Source organism: Pseudoalteromonas sp. CH_XMU1449-3 (assembly GCF_037027245.1).
Lineage (GTDB): Bacteria > Pseudomonadota > Gammaproteobacteria > Enterobacterales > Alteromonadaceae > Pseudoalteromonas > Pseudoalteromonas shioyasakiensis.
This window is the reverse complement of sequence record NZ_JAYMDY010000010.1, coordinates 16,681-41,930: the sequence shown is the minus strand read 5'-3', so window position 1 is coordinate 41,930 and position 25,250 is coordinate 16,681. Positions and strand designations below refer to the sequence as shown.

Below are 25,250 nucleotides of genomic sequence, written 5' to 3'. Positions count from 1 at the left end.
TTTCAGTCCTTAATTGCAGCAACGAGCAACACGGGTTGGGCGATCATCCCCCATCGCATTTAGCCTTGCTAACTCGTTTTCTATGAAATTCGGTTCGTTTACCACGGTCGAGGTAATTGTTTGTTTCATCCACATTGGTAAGGTCGGGTTTAAAGAGTAAAACACCCACTGCTGGTGTTTTCTATCCGACAAAATGCCCTGTTTTTTAAGTTGCGCTAAATGCCTTGAAACCTTTGGTTGGCTTTGCTCGTTAAGTGCCGTCATTAATTCGCATACGCAAACCTCTTGCTCAACGGCGATAAGCAGTAAGCTTTTTAAACGAATATCATCTGCAAGGGCTTTATAAAATGTGGTTGGCGAAATCGATGCTGGTTTTTCTTTGTTATGGGATTGCACAAACTGTTTAATTCGCTCATTGAGCTCTTGCAAGGTTTTTTCAAAGGCGTGAGGTTCAGGACGCGTTTTTGGATCAATAAAGTCCCAGCCTAAACAATGTGTACCATCAACGCGATTAGCGCATTCTTTTGCAGCGTCATCACATAAGGTAATGACGTAATCAAAATGTAGGTTAGTTACATCGTTTAAGTGCTTTGAGTGTAAGTCATCAGTTTTTAGACCAAAATGCTCAATCGCCGCAAGCGTACGAGGGTCTACCGCATAAGGTTCAGTACCCGCACTAAACACCTCAAACTCACCTTTACCATGATGTTTAAGCAACGCTTCAGCCATAATTGATCGGGCTGAATTTTCTGTACATAAAAAGAGAACTTTCACGACTCACTCCATAACAACTTGGTTATATAATATTTTTGTTATATAAAGTGCGCAAGTTATTTTTCTTGATGACTTAGTTTAAATTGAACTAAAGAAAGAATCTGGCGCATCTTCGCGCCAGCTTAGATCTTGCCGTTTTTAGAGGGTTATTTTGCTTGTAAGGTTAAATAGTCACTCATGACTTTTTCAAGATGATCGTAATCTTTTTGCTGAGTAACAGCCCCTGCGACCACCACCTGCGTTGTTGGCTCATACATCACCAAAGTGCCCCAAAAGCCACCATGTTGATAAACCAAGGTGCCGTTATATTCTTTTGCAAATACACCTAAACGGTAAGGGCTATCTGCTGGTAAGCCTTTATCCGAGAGCATGAGTTTGAGCGTTTCTGGATGTTTGAAGACCTTACCTGAAAATAAAGCATGATAAAATTTAGCCATACCGATTGGGCTGGCAACAAGCCCACCACCACCATACAAATCAACTGTTGGGCTCCAATTAAAAGTATCGGTGCCATGCAAGTATTGATGTACGCGTCGAGACTCATCCACAGCAAACGAATCACCCCGTTCCCAGATCACATTTTCGATATGATTTTTATCGAAACTTAAGTATTGGCGAACCGCTTTAGGTAGCGGTAAATCTGTCACTCTTTCAATAATATGGCCGAGTAACACATACCCGGTATCTGAATATGAAAAACGCTCACCAGGTTTACCAACTGGGTCGCCCCACTCTACACACCCTTTAATTTGCTCGCGCATCATAATATCTTGCTGCGGATTTGCCATTATGCCAGCTAAGTACTGGTCGCTTTGGGCATGATCATATAACCCTGCCGTATGACTCAGCACTTGCTTAAGCGTCATTTTATCAAGGGCATAGCCATCGCTTTCAAGAAGCGCAAAAAAGTCGTCAGAAATTAACTTATCAAGCGTTGTATCAAGGTTTAATTTTCCTTCCTCGTGCAAACGTAGCACCGTTGCCGCAGTGAAAGTTTTGGTCACACTGGCAATTCTAAATAAACTATTTGGGTTAATAACTTGCGGCGCATTTTCTTTACTTTGCTTTGCCGTTGAAAAAGCATGTCCATCATCAACAATCACATGAAGTGCAAAACCTGTAAGGGGAGCTTGTTGGTTTGCATTGAGAACTTGGCTCATTAAAGCATGGTGAGTTTCGAGTGGCTTTGTAGGCTCAGCAGTCACTGGCAAAGCCATTAGCGATAGAGCAACAAATAAAGAGCTTAGTGTTTTTTTACTCGCTTGAAAGCACCAGCGTTCCATAACATTTTCCTTAAAAAATAGTCCTTAATTAGCGCCTACAGCTTTCGAAAAAAGGCAGTTAAGCAGCCTAAATACTGCTTAACTGACATTAACAAACAGCTTTCGTGTTGTCGAATTAATATGTTAATGCTATTTAGTAAGCATAATTGCAGCCTTAGCAAACATATTTTGAGGCGTTTTAAGAAGTTACTGATGCTCCCTTAAGTCTCTTTCAAATTCAGTTTCTGTTTTAACTGGAGTGCAATGTGTAGTGACTTCAGTTTTGCCAATTTTTTCAGGTTCGTCTGAGCTATAAATCGTGGTGTTATAACTTCGATCTATTTCCCCTGGGCAGTGATGATCTGCGATTACTACATCCTCAAACTCACCCATTTGCTGCTGTGAGGCACAGCCAGATAAAAGTAATGCAATAAAGGTTAGTGTGTATTTCATAACAAATCCTCTTCAAAAGTTCGGGGTGAGTTTTTTGGCACATTGTCTTGGCGTAAAATCCATTTTGCTATGTCATCTTTACGCATAAACTTAACCCCCTTATGCTGCTTTGCATAGGTTATAAAGTCATCCAACGCTTTCACTCTAGCGGGAGTGCCCGCTAATCTATCGTGAGCACTGATAGACATCATTCTTCTGCGTTGTTTGCCTTCCTTGTAGAGCACATCAAACTCGTCTTTAAGCTCTTGTAAATACGCCTTACCAGTCATGGCTGTGCTGCCAGTGTATCGAACTATATCGTTGTTTCGAAAAGTGTATGGAACAACAACAATGTCGTCACTTCCAACAGGTGTTAGCGATGGCTCATCACGAGATAAATCGTCTATATGATAAATAAAACCTAATTCTTTAAGGATTTTGAGTGTATTTTTTGAATGCCTCATCCAAAAAGCATTAAACCCCATAGGTCGCTGCCCTGTTACTTTTTCAATGATATTTGCACTTTTTATGTATGACTGTCGCTCTTGCTCTTCACTCATAGAGTATTGAGGGGTCCATGTTTGTCCGTGCCCTGATGCTTCATGCCCGCGCCGCACGACCTCTTTTGCTAACTCAGGGTTTAATTCAACAGCTCGGCCAACCATGTGTGAGGTTACTTTAATATGATGCTTATCCCATAAATCTAGCAGCCTAGGTATGCCTTCACTCATGCCGTACTGGTACCAAGAGGGCGAAATAGTGTCAGGATACCCAACCTCTTGCGGTGGAAACGGGCCCGGATCTGATTGGTCTTGCGCTGTTGCCTCAAACTGCATCGAAATAGAGATCACAAGTTGAGCATCATCAGGCCAAAATACAGATGTTGCCTCCTTCGCTTGAGCTACACCTAAGGAGCTTAGAACAAACACCAACGCAATTAAAATTGGCTTTAAAAATTTCATCATTTATTTCCCTGATATACTGGGTAGTCTGTGTAACCTCGCTCATCACCACCAAATAAAGTAGTAGGATCTGATATTTCATTCAAAGGTAAATTGTGCTCTAAACGATAAGGTAAATCAGGGTTTGCAATAAACTTTCTGCCAAATGCAACATAGTCAACTAAGCCTTCACCAATTAGTTTATCGGCCTTTGCTAATGTGTAATTTCCTGCAACCACTATTTTGCCACCAAAGCTTTCACGTAATTTAACTCTAAACTCATCTGTTACGAGGGGAGCATCATCCCAATCAGCTTCCGCTAAATGCACATAAGCAATGCCAAGTTCATCAAACTTTTTAGCTAGATATAAAATGGCATCGATTGCTTGCGGATCATCCATGCCTCTTTGTGTAATAAAAGGAGCTAATCGAATAGCCGTTTTTTCTGGGCCGATAGCTTGGCTAATTGCGGTAATGATTTGCAGCGCGAACTTTGCTCTATTTTCAATATTACCGCCGTATTCATCGGTACGTTTGTTTGATGTTTGCCTTAGAAATTGATCAATTAAATAGCCATTGCCTGCATGTACCTCAACGCCATCAAACCCTGCTGCAATCGCATTTAAAGCAGCTTGTTTATAGTCTTCAACAATGCCCTTAATTTCATTGGTCGATAATTCACGTGGTGTAGGACAATCAAGCATTTGGCCTTCGCCATTTTCATCAACCACCCACACTTGCGCATTTGGAGCAATAGCACTTGGCGCAACTGGCAAGCCGTCTGGATGAAAGACACTATGCGACATTCTGCCAACATGCCATAACTGAGAAAAAATGAGTCCATTTTGCTGATGAACAGCCTGCGTTACTTTGCGCCATCCATTGATTTGCTCTTCAGTATAAATCCCGGGGGTAAATGAGTAGCCCTTTCCTTGTGCAGAAATTTGCGTCGCCTCTGATACTATAAAACCTGCACTGGCTCTTTGCGCATAATATTCTGCCATTAGACTTGTCGGAATATCGCCTGGTTGAGCCGTACGTGAACGGGTCATTGGAGCCATCACTATTTTATTTGCGGTTTTATGATGACCAATTTGGTCTGTATTAAATACTCTATTTTTCATGTGTGTACCTTTTAAATAAGCTCGCTGCGTGTAAATAAAATTTCTATTTTTAAGCCATCAGGCCCTTGAATAAACACTTGATGCTCATTCGCTGCCGGCACTTCCCGCTCAACGAATGGTATTGAAGTTGCTTCTAGCCGTGCTTTAACTTCTTGATAATCAGTTGCAAAGAAAGCAAGGTGGTCAACCGTTGATAAGCCAACTGCTTCTGTTGATACCGAAGCTTGGGTTAAGTAATCAGATTGCGATTCATTTATGCCAAACTTAGCTGCTATATGAATGCATGGTGTATCCAAGTCGTCATATAACCAAACACCATCAAAACCAAATGCTGGCCTTGGCCCCTTTTTAAGGCCTAACGACGACTCTAAAAACTGAGCCATGTGCTGGATATTCGTTGCTAATAACAGAGCATGATTAAGCTGCATTTCTATCTCCTTCAAGTGATGAAATGAGTTTAACTATTTTGACTAAATTGATAATTAGCCTTAGAGTTAAATAAGTATTCATTAAAACTGAAGAATAATGTCAAAAATTGATGATATGGCACTTTTTGTTCACGTTGTAAAAGCGGGAGGTTTAGCCGCTGCGGGAAGAAAATTGGGGCTTTCGCCTGCAAGCATGACAGCACGAATTAATAAAATTGAGCAAAATTACGATACGCGATTGTTAACGCGTAATACGCGCAGTATTGCCTTAACAGATGCAGGTGAACGTTTTTATAGTGGCTGTTTAAGAGTATTAGCAGAAGTCGAAAACACAGAAAACATACTTCAAGAGTCGCAACAAAGCCTAAGAGGCCAGCTGAAACTCTCTGCAACATCTGACTTTGGTCGCCAGTTTGTTGCACCCGCATTAGCAGAATTCATCAATAGCCACCCAGATGTTAAACCGCACTTAGTACTGACAGATGGGGTTACCAATATTGTTGAGGAGGGGATTGATCTGGCATTTAGATTCGGCAATTTGCCTGATAGTAACTTAATTAGCCGCCCGCTATGTAATAACCGCCGTGTTTTATGCGCCTCACCAAGCTATATAGAATCGTTTGGCTTGCCAAGGCATCCCGAAGATTTAAAAAATCATCGTTGCCTTGTACTTGAGCGACTCGGGCAACCACTAAATGACTGGCATTTTGAGATAGATAACACGCACTTGTCTATCAAAGTCGCTCCCCACCTTTCATGCTCAGACGGTGAGGTGATCAGACGCTGGGCAAATCAAGGCCATGGCATAGCCTTAAAATCATACATTGATATCAAAAATGACCTCAAAACAGGCGACCTTATATTGATACTAGATGAGTATGTTCGAGGCTTTAGCCACAGCGATAAAAAAAATGTCGGCCTACAGGTGATATATCCAAGCAGGCAATTCCAACCTCGGCAAGTGAAAGCGTTTATAGAGTTTTTTGAGTGTTGGTTTAAAAAGCACTGCTAACTTTAAATAAATCGCAAAGTAGATTTAATAGTTAACACTACTTTATAAGCATATTCACAGCCATAATTACCAAAAGCCCTGCAAAGACTTTCTTGATGGTAGACACAGGTAAATGATGCGTTGCTTTTGCACCTAATGGTGCGGTAAACCACGAAGTACAAACAATACCAAACAAGGCTGGTAAATAAACAAAACCGGCAAAGCCCTCTTTTAATGTAAGGTACTGACTGCCCGAACTGATGTAACCCACTGAGCCAAATAGCGCAATGACAATACCGCAGGCCGAGGCACAGCCAATAGCTTTTTTCATATCAACCGAGAAAAACGTCAGTAACGGCACAAGTACCGCACCACCGCCAATGCCTATCATGGCAGAGAGCCCCCCAGTGATGCTTGTATATAGTGTCAAAAGGCCTTTATTAGGTAGCGAGCGTGATGTTTGGCTGTCGTTTTTACTGCTGAAAATCATTTTTAATGCAATAAGCACTACACTCACAGCAAACACTATTCGCACCACATTTGCCGGTAATAGCGAAGCCAAAAAACCACTGATAAGTGCACCTAGTGCAACCCCAGTCATTACCCACGGAGCCAATTGCCAAGGCACATTACCATTTTTATGGTGAGCGATAGCTGATGACGTAGATGTAAATAGAATTGAGGCAAGCGATGTAGCAATCGCCACCAGCACAACTTGCTCAGCAGGTAACACCTGAAAATGCAGCAAGATCATGCTTAAAATAGGCACAATGACTAGGCCTCCACCAATTCCTAATAGCCCAGCTAAAAAGCCCACTCCGCTACCAAGTATGGCGCAAGCAATAATAAGCACGATTAATTCATTCATTGTATTTGTCTGTGTTGTTGGTTTAGGGAGACGAGTATAACAACAATAAAGTACGGGGTTGCTCTCAAAAGTCCTGTTAAGTATTGAATATTACTCACGTTTTATATGAAATTAATGCAACTCTAACAAACCAATTTAGAAATCCAGACGTCCATAGTGACGTTAGAGCATTTTTTCACTATCCCTTACTAAATGTTTTATTAAAACAGCAAATATTCATGAATCTGCCTCATGTTTTACCTGAAATAAAAACGTTTTTCTTCATGATAGTAAGAACGTATAAATTTATTAGCGCTGCAGAGCAACCTAAGGTTAATGACCTAGCGATTTAAGGAAGGTGAGCAGCAATCATTTATCTCAGGACTTTTGGATACATTGCCATGAACAACGATTTCAGATTTACAATTAAAAGTATTTGCCTCGATGAAAATTATCATCCGTCAAATAGCACACGACTTACCACAAACTTTGCAAACCTAGCTCGCGGTGAAAGTCGCCAGCAGAATTTGCGTAATGCATTAAAAATGATTGATAGCCGCTTTAATGCGCTAGCAAACTGGGATAACCCGCAAGGTGACCGCTACTCTGTAGAACTTGAGATCATCTCTGTTGATTTAGAAATTGCACAAAGCACAGAGGCATTCCCGTCAATTGAAGTACTAAAAACTAATATCATTGATCACCAAACTAATGAACGTATCGAAGGTATTGTTGGTAATAACTTTTCATCTTACGTGCGCGATTATGATTTTAGCGTACTGCTGCTTGATCATAACAAAGCGAAAAACGAATTTAGCATTCCCGAAAACTTTGGTGACTTACACGGTAAACTCTTTAAATACTTTATTGACTCAGAGACTTACAAACAGCACTTTAAAAAACCACCGGTTATTTGTTTAAGCGTGTCTGATAACAAAACGTACCATCGTACAGAAAACCAACACCCAATTTTAGGTGCAGAGTACCTACCAAATGAGTCATCATTAACCGAGCAATACTTTAAAAAAATGGGCTTGCAGGTGCGCTATTTTATGCCACCAAACACAGTCGCTCCGCTGGCGTTTTATTTCTTTGGTGACCTGCTGAACGATTACACCAACTTAGAGTTGATCAGCACGATTAGCACCATGGAAACATTCCAGAAAATCTATCGTCCAGAAATTTATAATGCCAATGCCGTGGCGGGTAGTTGCTATCAACCAAATTTAAGAAACGCCGATCACTCGATCACGCAGATTGTCTACGACCGTGAAGAGCGCAGCCAACTTGCGATTGCACAAGGTAAATTTACAGAGCAGCACTTTATTAAGCCTTATCAATCAATGCTTGAGAAATGGTCTGCTAACTACGCGATTTAAAGAGAGTAAAAATGAAAAAGTTATTACCAACATCGACAGCTGGCAGCTTACCAAAACCTGCTTGGCTTGCTGAGCCTGAAACCTTATGGTCGCCTTGGAAATTGCAAGGCGCAGAGCTTATCGACGGCAAACAAGACGCGTTACGTGTTGCCTTACAAGAGCAACAACAAGCTGGCGTTGATATCGTGAGCGACGGCGAGCAAACTCGCCAACACTTTGTAACGACCTTTATCGAACACTTAAATGGCGTTGATTTTGAAAACCGTAAAACAGTGACCATTCGCAATCGCTACGAAGCCAGTGTACCAAGTGTAATCGGCCCAGTATCACGCAGCAAACCAGTGTTTGTTGAAGACGCCAAATTTTTACGTTCGCAGACCAAGCAACCTATAAAATGGGCATTGCCAGGGCCAATGACCATGATCGATACCTTGTATGACGCCCACTATCAAAGCCGTGAACAACTGGCGTGGGAATTTGCCAAAATCCTCAATCAAGAAGCGAAAGAGCTCGAAGCTGCGGGTGTTGATATTATTCAATTTGATGAGCCCGCGTTTAATGTGTTCTTCGATGATGTTAATGACTGGGGCATAAAGTGCCTAGAAAGAGCAATCGAAGGCTTAAAGTGCGAAACCGCCGTGCACATTTGCTACGGCTATGGCATTAAAGCCAACACTGATTGGAAACAAACACTGGGCAATGAATGGCGTCAATACGAAGAAGTATTCCCGAAACTTCAAAAGTCGAATATCGATATTATTTCACTTGAGTGCCACAACTCTCGCGTGCCCATTGAGCTATTAGCACTCATACGCGGCAAAAAAGTGATGGTTGGTGCCATTGATGTAGCGAGCAATGAAATCGAAACCCCTGATGAGGTAGCACAGACATTACGAGAAGCCCTGAAATATGTTGATGCCGACAAGCTTTACCCATGCACAAACTGCGGTATGGCTCCCCTCCCTCGCAACATAGCAAGCGCCAAGCTCAGTGCGCTAAGTAAAGGCGCAGAGATTGTGAGGGGGGAGGTTTTAGGGGCTAGGGGCTAGGATTTGGGCTCTAGGATTTAGGCACTAGGATTTAGGCTCTAGGCTCTAGGAGTAGTTAGCGAGTAACTAGGGGAAAGTTACGAGGATCGAGATGCGAAGGTCGGTGCGCGTCTACCTCCCCCCTAGTCGCCATAAATGACGACCTTGTAGGTCAGGCTTTAGTCCGTCAGATTTTATATTTGGTATGGACCTGATTGTGTAGCAGCCATTTTACATCGCGTTTATGGTTTTATTTTTACGAGAGTAAGTTAGCTATTTTTTAGGGGAAAGGTGCGAGGTGCGCTTCTACCTCACCCCTAGTCGCCATAAATGACGACCTGACCTTGTAGGTCGGGCTTCAGCCCGTCAGTTTTTAAATTTGGAAATCGACCTGATTGTGTAGCAGCCATTTTACATCGCGTTTTATCTCGCCTCTCGTATCTCGTATCTCGTATTTCGTATCTCGTATTTCGTATCTCGTATTTCGTATTTCGTATCTCGTATTTCGTATCTCGTATTTCGTTTCTCGTATTTCGTTTCTCGTATTTCGTTTCTCGTTTCTCGCCTCTCGTTTCTCGCTTCTCGCCTCTCGTATCTCGCCTCTCGTATCTCGCCTCTCGTATCTCGCCTCTCGTATCTCGCCTCTCGTATCTCGCTTCTCGTTTCTCGTTTCTCGTAATATTTATCAATGACGCGGCATAAAGCCGCTGCTACAACGTAGGCGTGAAACTTGTTTCGCGCATCCTATCCTCTAACGACTATTCACTATTAACTAACTCCTACGTCCCTCTAATGCTTTTAAATCAACCCATTCAGAAAGAGTTAATCCAAAAGCTGCAAAATTGAGTTGGCTAGATTAATTATTTTTTGCTAGATTTCAGTTGTACCCAATGGATGGGCAAAAATTGAGGGATTAATATGAACGAATTTGATATTTTCATCAGAAATATTGTTTTAGATTGTATTCGTGAGCAAGGCACCTGTAGCGACATTTACGAAGAAGACGAGCAATTAACTTTTTATGTTGAGATTGAAAACCACGACAACGTGATATCACGCAAACAATTTAAAGTTACTTACCCAATTAACTACTCTATTCAGTCAGCGCTCAAGCATGAAACTGATTTACTTAGGTATTTAGACTCTGGTGAAATCAGAACGCCATTTACAAACGACATCGTCGAAGTACTTAAATCTGAGTTACAAGCCTTTATATTTAGTAACAAACCGCAAGGCGAATACCATATTTGCTAATCACGAGTTATAGCCTGATGAAAGCGATTTATCAGGCTTATAAAGCCTAAATGGTCGATAATTACATGCTTTTGAAAGAGCCTCTTTTCGCAATAACGACTAATAAACGCAATTTCATTATCAAATATATTGAGACTAATATCCGACCAAACGAATGAAACATTCAACTTTTCTCTGTTTCTGAAATAAATAATCCGCAATATGACAATAGTCATAATTCTGTCATCTAACTGATCAATAATTGACGCTAATTTAATCACCTAACGTAATGAAGAAGTAATGGACAGTGCCTTGGTGCAACTTTCGTTTGCACTCCCATCTAGTGAAGACCCTTTATGTGCTGCGCTTGCGCATACTATGGAATATGAACAATTGCATTTTGCGGCTAATGAGCAAAAGCGTGTTGTATTTTGTTGTGTGCTGCCAGATGATGCCCATGAAGGTGATGTGATCTCTATCAGTGCAACGCGCCCTGATGCACGTGAGTCTGCGTACTTTACTGCGCATACTTTAACGCAACACGATCTAGATCAGCACGTTATTATGCTTACGTTAGAGGATGTTACTCACAGTGGTGAATTTGTATTGCAATTAATGCTACACGGCATGCATGCAACACTTAAAGACAGCGCCCAATTTGATGTCAGCATTGCAGCGAGCACATCACCAGAGCTATTAACTTCTGAGCAAGCTAAAAACCATGGCTTACGCCATTACATCAGTAATATTGGCGCAAGCTTTTTAGCCTTTTTCTAGGGCCTAGTCAGCAAAGCTAATTTTACCCATGGTAATATCGGGGATCCCTTGCTCGGTATTACCAAAGCATTGTTGCCCGCCCGACAAACATTCGTTCGCTAAAATTGCAAATAACACGGCTTCTTTTGCATCTGGGTTTATCCCCAACGAATCGGTGTTTTTTATAACAGAAAGTTCTGGGCAATTAGCCAAAATAATGTCCATTAATAATGGGTTATGAACTCCACCACCACTGGCGTAAACAGCCACATCGGTCAAGCCTTCGCTGCATTGGTTAATTGCTTTAGCAATCATTACCCCTGAAAACTGCACTAAAGTTGCCATCACATCAAAGTGCGATAAACTCTGCGTATTCGAGCGTGCTTGTGCTGCAAATAAATACTCTAGATTAAACACTTCAGGCCCGGTTGTTTTTGGAAACCCTAAAGCAAAAAACGCATCATCACACAGCGCTGCGAGTAAATCTTCACTTACCGTGCCTTTTGCTGCAATAGCGGCATCTTTATCATAATGAAGTGGTGCAAAATAACGCTGCACATAGGCATCCATAATGGTATTGCCAGGGCCTATATCAGAGCTAAAAACCGCTCGTGCATCTGCAGATTTAGGTAAGTAGGTTAAGTTTGCAATACCGCCCATATTTAGCAAAATACGGTTTTCGCTGGTACTTGTGAAATACAAGTAGTCACCATATACCGCAAGCGGTGCGCCTTCGCCACCCGCAGCAATGTGCTTTTGTCTAAAATCAGCTATGGTCGTAATACCTGCAGTCACCGCTAAATGATCGCTGTCACCAATTTGTAGTGTTGCATTGCCATATTCTGCACGCTTGTGTTGGTTTTTAGGGCAGTGATAAATAGTTTGTCCGTGGCTGGCAATCACATCAACAAGTTCTTTTGCTACTCCCCAGCTGGCTAACGTTTTGGCAACCATTTCACCATGTAATTGGCCAATCCAAGGGTTGAGTAAAGTGACTTCTTCAAGATCACATTCGCGTTTGGCGAACACTCGCTTTACACGCGTTTTATAATCATCGTCGTAGTCGACCGTCGTAAACTTTAATACTTCTACATGAGTGTTCATGCCCTGCCCTGATACTTCGCATAGCGCGATATCAAGGCCATCTAACGAGGTACCACTCATTAGACCAATTATTAATTTTCTTTCTTTTTTTGCGCTTAAATACAGTTTTTCAATATGTTGATGCATAAATAAATCACTTAAAATCAGCTTATTAGATGTAAATAAGCGGGTTGATGAGTTGGAATAGTTTATATTTTAAAATAATAGATTTAAAGAATAATTATTGCAAAGACTTTTAAATTGCTTTAAAACTGTACCGGTGAGCTCCCCAAAAGGAGAACACACAAGCATCATAACAAAAAGTATGACTCATTAAATTAACTAAATGGTCTAGGTCACTCACCAACCTGCGTTGATTTAAATGATAAAACGCAAGGGAATCATCATGAAAGCAAATACATCAACAGGGCATCGCTCGCTATTGCTGCTATCACCTTTAGCTCTCGCTGTAAGTTCAGTAATTAGTTATGCCCACGCAGAAGAAACTACTGAAGTAAAAAAACCTGAAGTGATCACCGTAACGGGTTCACGTATTCAACGTACCGAGCTGGTTTCAAGTAGCCCAGTGGTGAGCGTTGATGAAGCACAAATTCACCTAGACCGTGCAGTGAACGTTGAAGATATTACAGCAAAACTGCCACAAGCTGCGGCGGGTGCAAACAGCACCGGTGCCACAGTCGGTGACTCATTTGGCTCATCAACCATAGATTTACGCGGCCTTGGCCAAAACCGTACATTAGTACTTATTGACGGTACTCGCGCAGTACCATTTAGTTTTCGTAACTCGGTTGACGTGAACACCATTCCAGCCGGGTTAATTAAACGCGTTGATGTATTAACTGGTGGTGCAGCAGCGGTTTACGGCGCAGATGCCGTAGCCGGCGTTGTAAACTTTGTTTTAGACGATGATTTTACTGGCGCTGAGTTCTCAACCAGTTACGAAAGTGCCGATGGCGGTAACGAAAAGCTTAACTTTGAGGCTATTTTTGGCGGTGACATCGCCGATGGTCGCGGCCATGTAACAGGCTATATTGGTTATACAGAGCGAAAAGAGTTATTAGCCGGCGAGCGTGACTATGCGCTTGAAAACTCAACGGCAATGATCAACAGCGGTGGTTATTATACTGACGTTGCATCTGGCAATAGCATTGGTATTGCTGACTCAGGAGCTGTAACAAGTGATCGTCAAACAACTGATTTCACAGCTGACCGTTATTTAACTCAACCGATGGACCGTTTTTCTGCGGGCTTATTATTTGACGTTGATGTAAGCGACAGTGCCATTGCCTATGGCCGCGCAATGTATTCTAAAGTGACCGTAAATGGTGCGGGTGCCAGTGGTCAAACACCGATTTTTGTAAACGAGCAAGTGACCCTCACGCAAGACAACGCGTATATTCCAGATGAACTACGCGACCAACTCACGTTTGATAGCGAAGGCAATGCCCTTGTTAATGTTGAACGTAACCTAGGTTTAGCCGTGCAACACACCGAAGCGGTGCGTGATTCAATGCAATTTCAATTGGGTTTAAAAGGTGATTTAACTGACTACTTACGTTATGACGTATATGGCCAGTATGGCAAAACTGATGAAGTAGCCACCATATACAACAACGCATACCGTAATGATAACAGCGGTAATAGTCGCTTTGCTGCCCTTGCAAATTCAGTGGATATTTTTGATCCAAACCATGATTTCAGCGACTTTAGCGACCCATTGCTATATACCACTCGCGACCGTACACAAAGTGTGATCTCAGCAACACTGTCAGGTGACTCTGGATTCTTATTTGAATTACCAGCCGGCGCTATCGATTTTGCAATTGGTTATGAATACCGTAAAGAAACCGGTAAACAAACCCCAGGTGATGCATTTAGAAACGGTACCAGCTTTGCGTCTATCAGCGCATTTGATATGGATGCAAGCTTTAGCTCTGAAGAATTCTACGCTGAAATTTTAGTGCCTATCTTAGTTGATAAACCTTTTGCTGAAGAGCTTAGCTTTGAAGGTGCCTACCGTATTTCTGATTACTCAAATACCGAAGCAGAAGACACTTACAAACTTGGTATCAACTGGGCAATAAACAGCGACATTCGTATTCGCGCCAACCGCTTAACGGCGTTTAGAGCACCTAACTTAGGTGAGTTTGCCAGCCCAATCACAGCGCTATCGTTATCGTTATTTGACCAAAACAGCGATCAGTTTGTACCACGACTAGCAGGGCGTTATAACGGCGATCCATGTTTACTGGGCACCGGTGATGCGACTCAATGTGCTGCGTTTGGTGCGCCGCCTGTTGGCACCGAGTTTGATTCAAGCACGGCAGAGTACACCTACGGTGGTAACCCGAATATTAAACCTGAACAAGCTGAATCTGATACATTAGGCATTGTTTATACACCTGGCTATTTAGAAGGCTTTGATTTATCACTCGATTACTACAGTATTCGTGTAACAGATGCGGTAAGCCAAATTCAGCCAGGTGCTGCGCTACAAAGCTGTTATGTTGATGACCCGAATCCAAACAACCCATTGTGTGGTGCGGTACTTCGCGATCCAAACACTGGTTTTATTAGCACAGCTATCGTCAATGACTTTAACTTAGCCGCAATTGAGCAAGAAGGTATCGACGTTGCAGCAAATTATGTGATTGATGCACCTGAGCAAATGGGTGGTCGTTTTAGATTCTCGTACCAAGGTAACTTTGTTACTAAGCAAACGCGCCAAAACAACAGTACGGTGGCTGAAATTGACTGTAAAGGAACGTACGGCAGCGCCTGCTCGGGCGACTTTGCGAGTATCTTGCAGGCTGATTACAAACACCGCGCTAGTATTGATTGGCAGTTAGATAACATGAACTTCCAACTTGGCTGGCGCAGAATCGGTGAAGTAGAGTATGCTGTTGACCGTTCAGAAACAATTTCAGCACAAAATTACTTAGATTTTGCCGCGGCATGGCAAGTTAATGAGGAACTTGCTGTTAACTTTGGTGTCGATAACTTATTAGACCGTGAACCACCAACACCTGAAGTAGGCGCAAACCACTTTAACACCGTGAGTGATTATAGTGTGATTGGCCGCTCAGTCGGTGTTTCACTGAGATATGCCCCAAGCTTCTAATTAATCCTACTGTTTTAGCTACACAGGATTGATCCCCTCAAGCGCACCCTGCCCGGTGCGCTTTTTTATTTTAAACAGGCTGTAATTATATCAACAATAAAAAAGGGACAGTGTTTAGATTGTTGGTTATGATATGAGCAACAAAAAGCAGCAAGGAAGATGTAATGCTCAAATCAATAAAGTCAAAAATCCCATTTATTTTCCTAATTAGTATTAGTCTTTTTTGGGGTATGTATTACCAAGGTAGCCACCCGTTAAATGACTTTGGTAAAGCAAACTTTGAATGGTTATACCTGCTTGATGCACTGATAGTATTACCTGTACTTTGCTTAATATTAATTAAAAATAAGAAAGAAGCAGCTTTAAAAGCCTTGATGTTGTGCTCACTAGCTATTTTAGTGGGGAGTTACATTGTTCCCGAACAAAACAAGTTTTTAATGCATTTCTTAGAGCAAGGTCGTTACGGGATTTTAGCTTTGATTGTAATTTTAGAGCTAAGCGCTCTTATTACTGTGTACCTGGCAATAAAATCCGCTTTAAGCCAGCAGACCGACCCAGACACAGCTATAGAAAGGCCAATTAAAAAGCTTTTCAAACAAAGTGCTATTGCAAACTTTTTATGTTTCGAAACACGGATGTGGGCTTTCTTATTTTACGCTAAACACATTAAACCTAGTTATTTCACTGGTGAACAACATTTTAGTTATCATAATAAAGACGGCGCACAAGCTAACTTACTTGGCTTTATTTTTATTATCTTATTAGAACTGCCCATGATGCACTTCTTCATACACTTTGTGTGGTCATCAACAGCAGCAAACATAATCACTGGTTTAACTATATTTAGTCTTTTATTCTTCATTGCAGAATACCGAGCAGTTGCAAAGCGTCCTGTTTCTATTAGTAAATCACAACTCATTATTCGCTGTGGGCTCTATCCTGCTTACAATATTGCTTTAGAAAATATCAAATCCATTGATTTAAATACCGACTTTATTGCACGCGCTCGTTCAATCAAACGTTACAACTATTCTGGCTACCCGAATATTAAAATTAAGCTCATTGAACCTATGGGTGATATCAACACTGTTTTCCTGGGACTAGATGACCCTCATCATTTTATAAACGCAATGAACAAGGAACGAACAAATGCCATTTAACGAGCAAGAGCGCAACGCGCTTTTAGCACTCAAAGGTGTTGGGCCAACGGTGATAAAACGGTTTGAAGAAATCGGTATTGAATCGTTTGAGGAGTTAGCCGGGTTTGATGCCAACACAATTGCTGAGCGAGTCGCGACGATGCTGCATTCAAGTTGTTGGCAAAATAGTCCGCAAGCAAAAGCGGCAATCACCGCCGCGATTGCACGAGCAAAACAAGGCTAAAGCTCAATCACTTCTATTGCACCGCGCTTTTGCATGGTGACATACACTTTGTTTTGCGTCTCATTGAAAGCCAAATTCGTCGGATGCTGGCCTTTTAATTGATAGCTATTTAAGAGTTTGCCGTTTGGCGAGACTTCAAGCACTTTCCCTTCGCCGTAACGAGTAATAAAGACGTGCCCTTGATTATTAACGCGCATGCCATCTAAGCCATGATCAGCAAACTTAATCAAAGCTTTTTTGTTACTAATGTTTAAGTTCTCATCTAAGTCATATTGCCAAACAACTCGCTGCACACTCTCGTTCACATAAAGCTTCGTGTTGTCGTGATTAACCGCTACCCCATTGGTGGTACCCATGTTTTTTTCGAGTAAATGAGTGCTGCCATCTGCATTAATACGCCACAGCTGGCCCGTTTCGTTCGCCCAGTTAGGGTCACTTGCAAACAGCGCCCCGCTTTTGGTGATAGCAATGTCATTGGGTTGATTCATTTTACTATTATGGGCGAACACTTCTGCTTTATTGCTGCCAGCAGGTACTTTTAAAATATTGTGGTTAACATAATCAGCAATAAACAAATTGCCTTGTGAGTCAAACTGTAAGCCATTACCAACGCTGTCATTTGGTAGCCTTACAAATAACGATGTTTTGCCCATGTTATCAACGCGGCCAATGGTTCCTTGCTGGGCATAGTTCACCGCGTACAAGGCACCGTTATACATGGTTGGCCCTTCAACGCCTTGCGTAAAAACGTTATCTTTAACAAAGTCTTGGCTATCAACTGCAAAGGTTAACGGTGAGTTTAAAAGTAATGTAATTGCCAGTGGCTTAAGTAGTTTCATAGGTCTTCCTTTTACTCATCTAAACTCGTGTATACCGCTAAAATTGGGTATTCGTTTTCACCAAAAGATAATGTCAAAGAACGCTTTTCGCCATCATCTAACTTAATACCTTCGTCAAAGCTCTGAGGATGAACACGACGCCCATCGGCAAACAGCGCCATAATATGGTCAGCCTGAAGAATTCGCGACCCCGATGCTTTATTTTCAATCGTCACAACCGCTAAACGGCGACCACTTTCACTGCTCATTAATACACTATGGACAATGCTAAATTGGCTTTGCTTAGGGTAACGCTTGGCATCATTCTCAAATGAAAAAGCACTGCCAGAGAGCATGACCGGATCCACTGATAGTACATCGGTATTGGCTTGACCAGAGGTTGCAAAAACCGCTGCACATAATAGTAAAATGCGCTTCATATCAATCCTTTTCAATTAACTCAGCCTAAAAACAGCATACACCGTTCCTATAACCAGTGCAAAACCGTGAGTAACCCTATAATGAGCGTGTTACTCAGCAATTACAATTTTAGTGTTGATTTTTAATGTTATGCCCGCAAAACGTTAAAGGCGTATCTTAATTTACTGCTGGCAAAAGGAGCCTAGTATGTCTGATATTCAAAATCGTCAATATATTCTTGAGACACGTCCAAAAGGCGTAGCGAATGATAAAAATGTTGTTTTAAAAACTAACTCAGTATCAGCGCCAAAAGATGGCGAGGTATTACTCAGGACCATTTATCTATCACTTGATCCCTACATGCGAGGACGAATGAGTGATGCTGAATCATACGCTGATCCTGTAAAGATTGGTGATGTGATGGTAGGCGCAACCGTATGCCAAGTTGAGCAATCAAACCACCCTGACTACCAAGAAGGTGAATGGGTGTTGGCATACACAGGCTGGCAAGAATACGCAATAAGCGACACTGAAGGCTTAATGAAACTGGGGAAAAACCCTGAAAATCCTTCGTATGCACTTGGAATTATGGGTATGCCTGGTTTTACCGCCTACATGGGGCTTTTAGATATTGGTGAGCCAAAGCCGGGCGAAACAGTCGTGGTTGCTGCAGCTACAGGGCCTGTCGGTGCAACTGTAGGGCAAATAGCTAAATTAAAAGGCTGTAAGGTCGTTGGCGTAGCTGGCGGTAAAGAAAAATGTCAACATGCCGTTGAAAACCTAGGCTTCGATGCCTGTATTGATCACAAAGAAAATGATTTTGCAGAGCAGTTAAGCGCAGCGTGTAATAATGGTATTGATGTTTATTACGAAAATGTCGGTGGCCATGTATTTGATGCTGTGTTACCCCTGTTGAATACAAAAGCACGTATTCCGTTATGTGGTTTAGTATCACAGTACAACGCTACCGAGCTGCCGCCAGGTCCAGATCGCTTATCTATGCTTATGAGTCACATTTTAAAGAAACGCATTAAAGTACAAGGGTTTATTATTTTTGATGACTACGCCCATCGTTATGAGGAATTCGCAAAAGACATGCAAACATGGTTAAGCGAAGGAAAAATCAAATATAAAGAGCATCTTGAAGCTAATTTCGAAAATACGCTGAACGCCTTTAATGCGATGTTAAATGGTGAGAACTTCGGTAAAACTGTCGTGCAAGTTCAGCAGCCAATTTAAATTTCAAGGCGTAGTCAGCTTGGCTACGCCATTTTTAAGGATAACGAATGATTAAATTACACCATTTAAATAAATCACGCTCTAAACGTATTATTTGGTTACTGGAAGAGCTTGGTGTCGATTACGACATTGTTGCTTATCAACGCAATAAAGAAACCTTCTTAGCACCTGATGAACTAAAACAAATTCATCCGCTGGGTAAATCGCCCGTTATTGAAGATAACGGTAAAGTAATTACAGAATCTGGCGCAATTACCGACTACTTAATTAGTAAGTACGGTAAAGGCAAGTTTATGCCAAGCCTGCAAAACGACAACTATGTTGATTATCAGCAATGGCTTCATTTTGCCGAAAGCTCAGCAATGGTCCCTTTTTTATTAAAATTATTTATTACAAAAGATGGCTGTAAAACCAACTTTATTGGTGATTATGCTGATCATGAAATTGGCAAGATACTGAGTTATGTTAATCAGCAATTAAAAGGTAAGCAGTACTTAGTGGATGAAACTTTGACCGGCGCTGATTTTATGATGTCTTTTGTTGTAGAGAAAGCTGATGAGGCAGGCCTGCTAGCACATTTCCCTGAAATTAAACGTTATTTAGAGCAACTGAAAACTCACGAAAGTTATCACACAGCCAATGAGCTAGAAGCAAAATACGGTTAACTCAATAAACAAAGGTACTTCCTGTACCTTTGTTTGTCGCAAAGCGTTGAAGGTGGACTACAGCCATACTTTTACTTCACCAATATTATCAAATAAGTCAGCGCAGCTACCATTTAAGCCGCACACACTCGATTGCGGCCTGACTTTTTAGCTTGATACATGGCTTGGTCGGCCCTTTCGATTGCTGCTTCGATATCGTCATCGGCATTTATTAACGAAACACCAAATGAGCCTGTAACATTAATGTGTTTACCTTTGCCAATTTCAATTTTTAAAGCTTCAACGCCTGCTCTTAATCGCTCAGAAAGTGATTTGGCACCTTCTAGCTCTGTTTGCGGTAAGCAGACTAAAAACTCTTCACCGCCATAGCGATACAATTGGTCGTACTTCCTTAAGTGAGATTTAATGCATTTAACAAGTGCGATTAACACCTTATCGCCCGCAGCATGGCCAAACTCATCGTTCACTTGCTTAAAGTGATCAAGGTCGATCATTATCAGTGCGCAGCTCAGCGATTTACGTTTGCAAAGCTCATGCTCTTTTTGTAGGTTTTCAACTAAGTTTGTTCGGTTCGATGCCCCAGTCAAAGGGTCTCTTGTGTGCAGCAATTCAGAGAATTCATCGATAAGGGTTTCAAATAATTCATGCAAGCTATCTAAATCGGCATGAAACTGGTCCAATAAATTAGCCGGAATAACAGACTTAGATTCTTTTAACGATAACAGTACTTTGGCACCTTGATGCATCTTTTGATGCGCACAAGCGATTTCAGAAAAGTAAGGGTGAAGACTTATGGTCTGTTCGGGTAGCTTATTAAACCATTGCCCAAAACGACAAAGGTTATGAGCATTATCTGCTAAGTCTTGTTCATCTGCAGGTATGTCTGCAATTAAGCACCTTAATAAATTTCTATACCATGACTGGTGCCACTCAATGGCCTGCTCGATTTCTGCAATCACGTCTTCAAGCTGTGTATTCGACAGTGAATTAATGCCCTGCTCGGTATTTTGATGCATAGCCAATGAAAAGACTTCCGCTTTATTATTTTATTTCCTAAAACAGTACCTAAGGTAAGTTACAAACTCAACCTAAAGCGCTAGAAAGAGATGGCTTAATCAACTAATCGATAACCCACAGCGGGCTCAGTTAAGATATGTTTAGGGCTTGCCGCATTTTGCTCAAGCTTTTGTCTTAACTGACCAATATGTACACGCACGTATTCAGGGCGATTAATATACTGCTCTCCCCACACCTCAGATAAAATAGCGTTATGCGTTAATACCTTGTCTTTTTGCTGAAATAACAACAGCAAAATAGCGTACTCTTTTTTAGTTAGTTTGACTTCTTCAGCACCTTTACGCACCACATGTTTATGTGGGTCGATGTGAATATCGCCACATTGCAGGGTCAGGCTTGGTGTTGTTTGCATACGCAGTAGCACCCGAATACGTGCTAGTAATTCGTTTGCGCTGAATGGTTTGGTCAGATAATCGTTAGCGCCGTTATCAAGGGCGGTAACTTTTTCTGTTTCGCCGTCGCGTGCAGAAAGTACCAAAACAGGGAGCAGGCTCCACTGCCTAAACTCCACCAGCCAATCTTGCCCATCCATATCGAGCAAACCTAAATCAAGCAGCACTAAATCAAACTGCTGCTGGCTTAAAAGTGCAAACGCATCAAGCCCTTTCGCGCACACACTGACTTCATGGTTACTTGCTTTGAGCAGTGTTTTTAAAAAACTTTGCAGAGGCGGTGAGTCCTCTAAAACCAAAATATTAGACACGGCTGTTACTCCAAATTAATTTAGCTGTTGCCTGCTTTGTCTGCTCATTGAGGGTTAATTCAAAGCGCCCCTGATGACATTTAGCAACCACATCGCAAATAACACTCCCTAAGCCAACGCCTTCATCTTGACTCGTCTCGTGCTTATTAGCAAAAGGGTTAGTTAACACAATTTGGTATTCGTCTTGTGTTTCAATAAATTGCATGTTCGCCGAACCATCTCCGTAACGAGCTGCGTTTTCGAGCATATTGGCAAAGGCAATTTCAAGTAAGGTTTCATCGCCAAAACAGATGCTTTGTTGCTGAGCTTCGATATGCAGTTTAAAGTTTTGTAGTTGTTGCTGACGGCGTGATTTAGCTTCGCTAATTAAGGTCAAAATGGGCAGTTTTTGCCATTTAATATTCTCAGCTAACTTATTCACTTTACTGAGCTCCATGACTTTATCAAAGTGCTGGTTAAGTATTTTACTTTGCTCATAAATGTTAGCAGCTTGCTCTTTGATAACCTCATTGCTTAGTTGAATATCATCATCAGCCAACATGCTTGATGCGCCCATAATGGTCGCTAATGGCGTACGTAAGTCATGGGATAAACTGCGCAATAAGGTGTTTTTTGACCTCTCTAGCTCCGCCTGTACTTTTATCGCCGCTGATTGCTCGCGTAGTAAAGTTTTTTCTTGAACCTGATACAGTAAAGAGCACGCTGTATTCGCCAAAGCCTGTTGCTCTGCATTGAGCGCTTTGGCAAACGCAATACCACCAAATTCCGCTTGTTGTTCATTTAAATAAATAAACTGCTTAGACGCTGTTAACTGCCAATCACATGCAACCTTTAAATGTGCGGCCATGGTTGTTAAAAACAGCTGCTTTTGTTCCTCAAGGCTATCGAGATCATTAAGCTTTTTAGCTAATTCATACAATAAGCGACTATTACTTGCATGGGCTTGCACATCGCGAACCTTGGTATTGAGCTCCCCAGCTAGGTGGCTTATCACTAAACCTACAATCAACATCACCAAAAAGGTGACCACATATTCAATATTTTCGATGTGAAAAGTAAAGTAAGGCACCACATAAAACCAGTCCGTGCAGGCGACACTTACTAAGGTGGTAAGCGCAGCAACACGACGATTACTGCGCACCGCAACCCAGGTCACCCACAGCAGCTGTAACATAACAATATCGGTGGTTGTAAACAGTTCTCGAAACGGAAATATCGCGAGCACCACCACAAGTGGCATCAACACACTTAAAAATGCGGCTTTTAAATACTGTATTTTGAATACTGACTGCATCATCTTTTCACTTATTGTTTGTCCCTATTAGATTAAAGGGTTTTCAGTTTTGTCACTATAAAGTTTTTATAAAGTTTTTTTATCTCAGCATAAAATCTTTATAAAGCTTTCAACCTCTCTAAAGACTTCTGTTTTTTTGCTATTAGCATTTAGCGCGTACCCACAATAGCGAGAAAGACAATGGCTCAGTTTGCAGTAATCGGATTAGGACGTTTTGGCGTAACCGCCTGTTTAGAACTTTCAAAACAAGGTCATACAGTGTGTGCCGCCGATATTAGCGAAAGCACCGTTAATCACTATGCCGACCAACTCAGTTTTACCGTGGTGGTTGATGCCAGTGATGAAACACAATTAGCACGGCTCGATTTACCCAGTTGCCAAGCCGTATTGGTGGCCATTGGCGAGAATATTGAAGCCAGTATTTTATGTGTATTGCATTTAAAAAACTTAGGCGTAAAGCAAATTTGGGTAAAAGCCTGTACCAAAAGCCATCATCAGATACTAAGTAAACTCGGCGTTGACCGCATCATTCACCCTGAAGAAGAAATGGGCGTGAGGGTTGCACAAGCGCTTAACTACCCAATGGTTAATCAATATTTCCCGCTTAACCAATCCACGTTTATTGTTGAACTAGGCATTGATCTGCAACTTTCAGGTCGCAAAATTGGCTGGCTACTCAAAGAGCGTAATAGCGATATTAAACCGCTCACACTACGACGTGATGATTATTTCAATACAGAGCTGACTAACGACACCGAACTGCGCCACGGAGATAGTCTGGTGTTACTGGGCTCTAAAACCTACTTAACTAAATTAGCAAAACGGTTTCGTGCATTATGATTAACTGGCAAGCCAATGTTTACCCTAAACAATTTAGCGGTGTAAAGTGTCGTAAGCGGCAAAAAGTAAACCCACCTTTAGTGCTCACTATCGGCTTTATTGTGTTAATTATGCTCGGCACGGGCTTACTCATGTTGCCAATGGCAAGCACCCAACCGATCAGCTGGCTCGATGCATTATTTACGGCAACCTCTGCGGTTACAGTAACAGGGCTGGTGGTCATCGACACTGGTACTGATCTGACTGTATTTGGTCAAAGCGTAGTAATGCTGCTGATTCAAATAGGTGGTATTGGCTTTATGACCGTGGCGGTGATTTCAATATTAAGTTTAGGAAAAACTCTAGGCTTACAGCAACGCTTACTAGCCAGTCGCGCTTTCGACACTAACGATTTAACCTCGGTGATCAAGGTTGCTAAGTATGTTTTAGTGTATTCATTAGTGATTGAGTCGGTGGCATTTTGCTTACTCTTTATTAGTTGGTTTGATGAATATGGCGCACTAAAAAGCGCCTATCACAGTCTGTTTTATACGATTTCGGCGTTCAATAATGCGGGCTTTGCGTTAAGCGGCGATAGCTTATCGGCATTCAAAGGCGATATAACCGTAAACGTGATAATCACCGCTTTGTTTATCATCGGCGGCTTAGGGTTTACTGTACTGATTGATATCTACAAACAAAAGCGCTGGTCGTTACTATCAACCAATACCCGCTTGGTGTTGATTGCCACCTTTGTGCTCAACTGCATCGCATTTATATTGATTTTTTTCTTTGAACACGCCAATCCGGCGACATTAGCGCCGCTATCAACGTCTGAGCAAATATTAACGGCTTGGTTTCAAGCGGTGACACCTCGTACCGCAGGGTTTAATACCCTACCGATTGATGGTTTGAGTCAAGATTCAACGCTTTTGACTATGCTGCTGATGGTGATTGGCGGTGGTTCAGTCAGTACGGCGAGCGGCATAAAACTAGGCACCTTTGTGATCCTAATTTTAGCGATGCGCAGCTATTTAAAACAGCAAACCACGGTCACCGTGTTTAACCGTCAGCTGAGCGACAAGTTAGTGATAAAAGCATTAAGCGTCATGATACTGTACTTATTTATCGCTTTTACCAGCATTATGATCATCACCAAGCTTGAACAAGGGTCGTTACTTGATATCACCTTTGAGGCAATTTCGGCACTGAGTACAGTGGGCCTTTCACGGGGTATAACTGGGGATTTAAGTGCGCCTAGTCAGCTCATTATCATACTATTGATGTTGATAGGTCGGGTTGGGCCATTAACGTTTGCTTATTGTTTTGCTCGCCAGCACAGCCAACCTTTGACCTACCCTACTACCAGTATTCAAATTGGCTAAGTGTACAGTGTTGACTCTTTTCAGTGT

Annotated in this window: 25 protein-coding genes; 12 read left to right on the top strand and 13 right to left on the bottom strand. The window is 41.9% G+C overall.

The annotated features are described in order from the left end of the window. Positions 1–9: 9 nt before the first annotated feature. The 6 genes from WA256_RS13365 to WA256_RS13340 all read right to left on the bottom strand — a co-directional run bounded on the left by WA256_RS13365 (position 10) and on the right by WA256_RS13340 (position 4,961). Positions 10–774, bottom strand: coding sequence for a metalloregulator ArsR/SmtB family transcription factor (locus WA256_RS13365; RefSeq protein WP_062565883.1), 765 nt, complete (start codon positions 772–774; stop codon positions 10–12). 146 nt (positions 775–920) lie between these two features. After that, positions 921–2,057, bottom strand: a complete 1,137-nt coding sequence (locus WA256_RS13360; RefSeq protein WP_335992167.1) for a serine hydrolase domain-containing protein — start codon at positions 2,055–2,057, stop codon at positions 921–923. A gap of 186 nt (positions 2,058–2,243) precedes the next feature. Further along, positions 2,244–2,489: a hypothetical protein gene (locus WA256_RS13355; RefSeq protein WP_058584498.1), complete on the bottom strand. Its 246-nt coding sequence runs from the start codon at positions 2,487–2,489 to the stop codon at positions 2,244–2,246. Next, complete coding sequence (locus tag WA256_RS13350; protein WP_442961438.1) at positions 2,486–3,433, bottom strand: polysaccharide deacetylase family protein; 948 nt, start codon at positions 3,431–3,433, stop codon at positions 2,486–2,488. Before WA256_RS13350 ends, WA256_RS13355 begins: the two co-directional genes overlap by 4 nt. Continuing rightward, positions 3,430–4,533, bottom strand: coding sequence for an alkene reductase (locus WA256_RS13345; protein WP_335992164.1), 1,104 nt, complete (start codon positions 4,531–4,533; stop codon positions 3,430–3,432). The genes WA256_RS13350 and WA256_RS13345 overlap by 4 nt, the downstream gene beginning before the upstream one ends. An 11-nt stretch (positions 4,534–4,544) precedes the next feature. Further along, entirely contained in the window at positions 4,545–4,961 is a 417-nt protein-coding gene (locus WA256_RS13340; RefSeq protein WP_063528711.1) for a hypothetical protein, read from the bottom strand. Between the two features lie 97 nt (positions 4,962–5,058). On the opposite strand from WA256_RS13340, the gene WA256_RS13335 reads away from it, so the two are divergent. Further along, complete coding sequence (locus tag WA256_RS13335; protein WP_335992162.1) at positions 5,059–5,973, top strand: LysR family transcriptional regulator; 915 nt, start codon at positions 5,059–5,061, stop codon at positions 5,971–5,973. Between the two features lie 37 nt (positions 5,974–6,010). Here WA256_RS13335 and WA256_RS13330 read toward each other — a convergent pair whose 3' ends face one another. Then, the gene (locus WA256_RS13330) at positions 6,011–6,820 is read right to left on the bottom strand and encodes a sulfite exporter TauE/SafE family protein (RefSeq protein WP_335992161.1); all 810 of its coding nucleotides are present in this window, start codon (positions 6,818–6,820) and stop codon (positions 6,011–6,013) included. A 380-nt stretch (positions 6,821–7,200) separates the two neighbouring features. Between WA256_RS13330 and WA256_RS13325 the strand changes: the two genes are divergently transcribed. The 4 genes from WA256_RS13325 to WA256_RS13310 all read left to right on the top strand — a co-directional run bounded on the left by WA256_RS13325 (position 7,201) and on the right by WA256_RS13310 (position 11,216). Continuing rightward, positions 7,201–8,178: a DUF1852 domain-containing protein gene (locus tag WA256_RS13325; RefSeq protein ID WP_335992159.1), complete on the top strand. Its 978-nt coding sequence runs from the start codon at positions 7,201–7,203 to the stop codon at positions 8,176–8,178. An 11-nt stretch (positions 8,179–8,189) separates the two neighbouring features. Continuing rightward, positions 8,190–9,227, top strand: a complete 1,038-nt coding sequence (locus WA256_RS13320) for a methionine synthase (RefSeq protein WP_335992157.1) — start codon at positions 8,190–8,192, stop codon at positions 9,225–9,227. Positions 9,228–10,124: 897 nt separating this feature from the next. After that, positions 10,125–10,460 (top strand): hypothetical protein, encoded by a 336-nt coding sequence (locus WA256_RS13315; RefSeq protein ID WP_335992156.1) that lies wholly within the window; start codon positions 10,125–10,127, stop codon positions 10,458–10,460. Between the two features lie 279 nt (positions 10,461–10,739). Next, entirely contained in the window at positions 10,740–11,216 is a 477-nt protein-coding gene (locus tag WA256_RS13310; protein ID WP_063704069.1) for a hypothetical protein, read from the top strand. 3 nt (positions 11,217–11,219) lie between these two features. Here the strand turns inward: WA256_RS13310 and WA256_RS13305 are convergent, their stop codons facing one another. After that, entirely contained in the window at positions 11,220–12,425 is a 1,206-nt protein-coding gene (locus tag WA256_RS13305) for an anhydro-N-acetylmuramic acid kinase (protein WP_130167755.1), read from the bottom strand. Between the two features lie 259 nt (positions 12,426–12,684). Between WA256_RS13305 and WA256_RS13300 the strand changes: the two genes are divergently transcribed. The 3 genes from WA256_RS13300 (at position 12,685) to WA256_RS13290 (ending at position 16,803) form a co-directional block, all read left to right on the top strand. Then, positions 12,685–15,420 (top strand): TonB-dependent receptor domain-containing protein, encoded by a 2,736-nt coding sequence (locus WA256_RS13300; protein WP_130167756.1) that lies wholly within the window; start codon positions 12,685–12,687, stop codon positions 15,418–15,420. A 164-nt stretch (positions 15,421–15,584) separates the two neighbouring features. Next, the gene (locus tag WA256_RS13295; protein WP_332393588.1) at positions 15,585–16,580 is read left to right on the top strand and encodes a hypothetical protein; all 996 of its coding nucleotides are present in this window, start codon (positions 15,585–15,587) and stop codon (positions 16,578–16,580) included. Next, on the top strand, positions 16,570–16,803 hold the full coding sequence (locus tag WA256_RS13290) for a helix-hairpin-helix domain-containing protein (RefSeq protein WP_063527592.1): 234 nt from the start codon (positions 16,570–16,572) through the stop codon (positions 16,801–16,803). Before WA256_RS13295 ends, WA256_RS13290 begins: the two co-directional genes overlap by 11 nt. Here the strand turns inward: WA256_RS13290 and WA256_RS13285 are convergent. Continuing rightward, positions 16,800–17,642, bottom strand: a complete 843-nt coding sequence (locus WA256_RS13285) for an SMP-30/gluconolactonase/LRE family protein (RefSeq protein WP_130167757.1) — start codon at positions 17,640–17,642, stop codon at positions 16,800–16,802. The two genes, WA256_RS13290 and WA256_RS13285, sit on opposite strands and share 4 nt — an antisense overlap. An 11-nt stretch (positions 17,643–17,653) precedes the next feature. Beyond that, the gene (locus WA256_RS13280) at positions 17,654–18,061 is read right to left on the bottom strand and encodes a hypothetical protein (RefSeq protein ID WP_062564723.1); all 408 of its coding nucleotides are present in this window, start codon (positions 18,059–18,061) and stop codon (positions 17,654–17,656) included. A 187-nt stretch (positions 18,062–18,248) separates the two neighbouring features. On the opposite strand from WA256_RS13280, the gene WA256_RS13275 reads away from it, so the two are divergent. Continuing rightward, complete coding sequence (locus WA256_RS13275; RefSeq protein WP_062564724.1) at positions 18,249–19,280, top strand: NADP-dependent oxidoreductase; 1,032 nt, start codon at positions 18,249–18,251, stop codon at positions 19,278–19,280. A gap of 47 nt (positions 19,281–19,327) precedes the next feature. Further along, on the top strand, positions 19,328–19,945 hold the full coding sequence (locus tag WA256_RS13270) for a glutathione S-transferase family protein (protein ID WP_062564725.1): 618 nt from the start codon (positions 19,328–19,330) through the stop codon (positions 19,943–19,945). A gap of 113 nt (positions 19,946–20,058) precedes the next feature. Here WA256_RS13270 and WA256_RS13265 read toward each other — a convergent pair whose 3' ends face one another. The 3 genes from WA256_RS13265 to WA256_RS13255 form a co-directional block, all read right to left on the bottom strand. Beyond that, positions 20,059–20,961 (bottom strand): diguanylate cyclase, encoded by a 903-nt coding sequence (locus WA256_RS13265; protein WP_335992428.1) that lies wholly within the window; start codon positions 20,959–20,961, stop codon positions 20,059–20,061. A gap of 95 nt (positions 20,962–21,056) precedes the next feature. After that, positions 21,057–21,725, bottom strand: a complete 669-nt coding sequence (locus WA256_RS13260) for a response regulator transcription factor (RefSeq protein ID WP_335992145.1) — start codon at positions 21,723–21,725, stop codon at positions 21,057–21,059. After that, positions 21,718–23,022, bottom strand: coding sequence for a DUF4118 domain-containing protein (locus tag WA256_RS13255; protein ID WP_335992143.1), 1,305 nt, complete (start codon positions 23,020–23,022; stop codon positions 21,718–21,720). The genes WA256_RS13260 and WA256_RS13255 overlap by 8 nt, the downstream gene beginning before the upstream one ends. Before the next feature lie 177 nt (positions 23,023–23,199). Here WA256_RS13255 and WA256_RS13250 point away from each other — a divergent pair, with 177 nt between their 5' ends. Continuing rightward, positions 23,200–23,859 carry a potassium channel family protein gene (locus tag WA256_RS13250; RefSeq protein WP_054553462.1) on the top strand — a complete coding sequence of 220 codons (660 nt, stop codon included), beginning with the start codon at positions 23,200–23,202 and terminating at the stop codon, positions 23,857–23,859. Continuing rightward, positions 23,856–25,223 carry a TrkH family potassium uptake protein gene (locus tag WA256_RS13245; RefSeq protein ID WP_062564729.1) on the top strand — a complete coding sequence of 456 codons (1,368 nt, stop codon included), beginning with the start codon at positions 23,856–23,858 and terminating at the stop codon, positions 25,221–25,223. The genes WA256_RS13250 and WA256_RS13245 overlap by 4 nt, the downstream gene beginning before the upstream one ends. Positions 25,224–25,250 lie beyond the last annotated feature (27 nt).

Coding starts and splice junctions, on each gene's coding strand:
- WA256_RS13325 (WP_335992159.1), top strand. CDS start 7,201: ATGAACAACGATTTCAGATTTACAATTAAAAGTATTTGCCTCGATGAA.
- WA256_RS13270 (WP_062564725.1), top strand. CDS start 19,328: ATGATTAAATTACACCATTTAAATAAATCACGCTCTAAACGTATTATT.
- WA256_RS13310 (WP_063704069.1), top strand. CDS start 10,740: ATGGACAGTGCCTTGGTGCAACTTTCGTTTGCACTCCCATCTAGTGAA.
- WA256_RS13345 (WP_335992164.1), bottom strand. CDS start 4,533: ATGAAAAATAGAGTATTTAATACAGACCAAATTGGTCATCATAAAACC.
- WA256_RS13250 (WP_054553462.1), top strand. CDS start 23,200: ATGGCTCAGTTTGCAGTAATCGGATTAGGACGTTTTGGCGTAACCGCC.
- WA256_RS13275 (WP_062564724.1), top strand. CDS start 18,249: ATGTCTGATATTCAAAATCGTCAATATATTCTTGAGACACGTCCAAAA.
- WA256_RS13360 (WP_335992167.1), bottom strand. CDS start 2,057: ATGGAACGCTGGTGCTTTCAAGCGAGTAAAAAAACACTAAGCTCTTTA.
- WA256_RS13320 (WP_335992157.1), top strand. CDS start 8,190: ATGAAAAAGTTATTACCAACATCGACAGCTGGCAGCTTACCAAAACCT.
- WA256_RS13315 (WP_335992156.1), top strand. CDS start 10,125: ATGAACGAATTTGATATTTTCATCAGAAATATTGTTTTAGATTGTATT.
- WA256_RS13340 (WP_063528711.1), bottom strand. CDS start 4,961: ATGCAGCTTAATCATGCTCTGTTATTAGCAACGAATATCCAGCACATG.
- WA256_RS13295 (WP_332393588.1), top strand. CDS start 15,585: ATGCTCAAATCAATAAAGTCAAAAATCCCATTTATTTTCCTAATTAGT.
- WA256_RS13305 (WP_130167755.1), bottom strand. CDS start 12,425: ATGCATCAACATATTGAAAAACTGTATTTAAGCGCAAAAAAAGAAAGA.
- WA256_RS13330 (WP_335992161.1), bottom strand. CDS start 6,820: ATGAATGAATTAATCGTGCTTATTATTGCTTGCGCCATACTTGGTAGC.
- WA256_RS13280 (WP_062564723.1), bottom strand. CDS start 18,061: ATGAAGCGCATTTTACTATTATGTGCAGCGGTTTTTGCAACCTCTGGT.
- WA256_RS13245 (WP_062564729.1), top strand. CDS start 23,856: ATGATTAACTGGCAAGCCAATGTTTACCCTAAACAATTTAGCGGTGTA.
- WA256_RS13300 (WP_130167756.1), top strand. CDS start 12,685: ATGAAAGCAAATACATCAACAGGGCATCGCTCGCTATTGCTGCTATCA.
- WA256_RS13335 (WP_335992162.1), top strand. CDS start 5,059: ATGTCAAAAATTGATGATATGGCACTTTTTGTTCACGTTGTAAAAGCG.
- WA256_RS13265 (WP_335992428.1), bottom strand. CDS start 20,961: ATGCATCAAAATACCGAGCAGGGCATTAATTCACTGTCGAATACACAG.
- WA256_RS13355 (WP_058584498.1), bottom strand. CDS start 2,489: ATGAAATACACACTAACCTTTATTGCATTACTTTTATCTGGCTGTGCC.
- WA256_RS13350 (WP_442961438.1), bottom strand. CDS start 3,433: ATGATGAAATTTTTAAAGCCAATTTTAATTGCGTTGGTGTTTGTTCTA.
- WA256_RS13285 (WP_130167757.1), bottom strand. CDS start 17,642: ATGAAACTACTTAAGCCACTGGCAATTACATTACTTTTAAACTCACCG.
- WA256_RS13255 (WP_335992143.1), bottom strand. CDS start 23,022: ATGATGCAGTCAGTATTCAAAATACAGTATTTAAAAGCCGCATTTTTA.
- WA256_RS13290 (WP_063527592.1), top strand. CDS start 16,570: ATGCCATTTAACGAGCAAGAGCGCAACGCGCTTTTAGCACTCAAAGGT.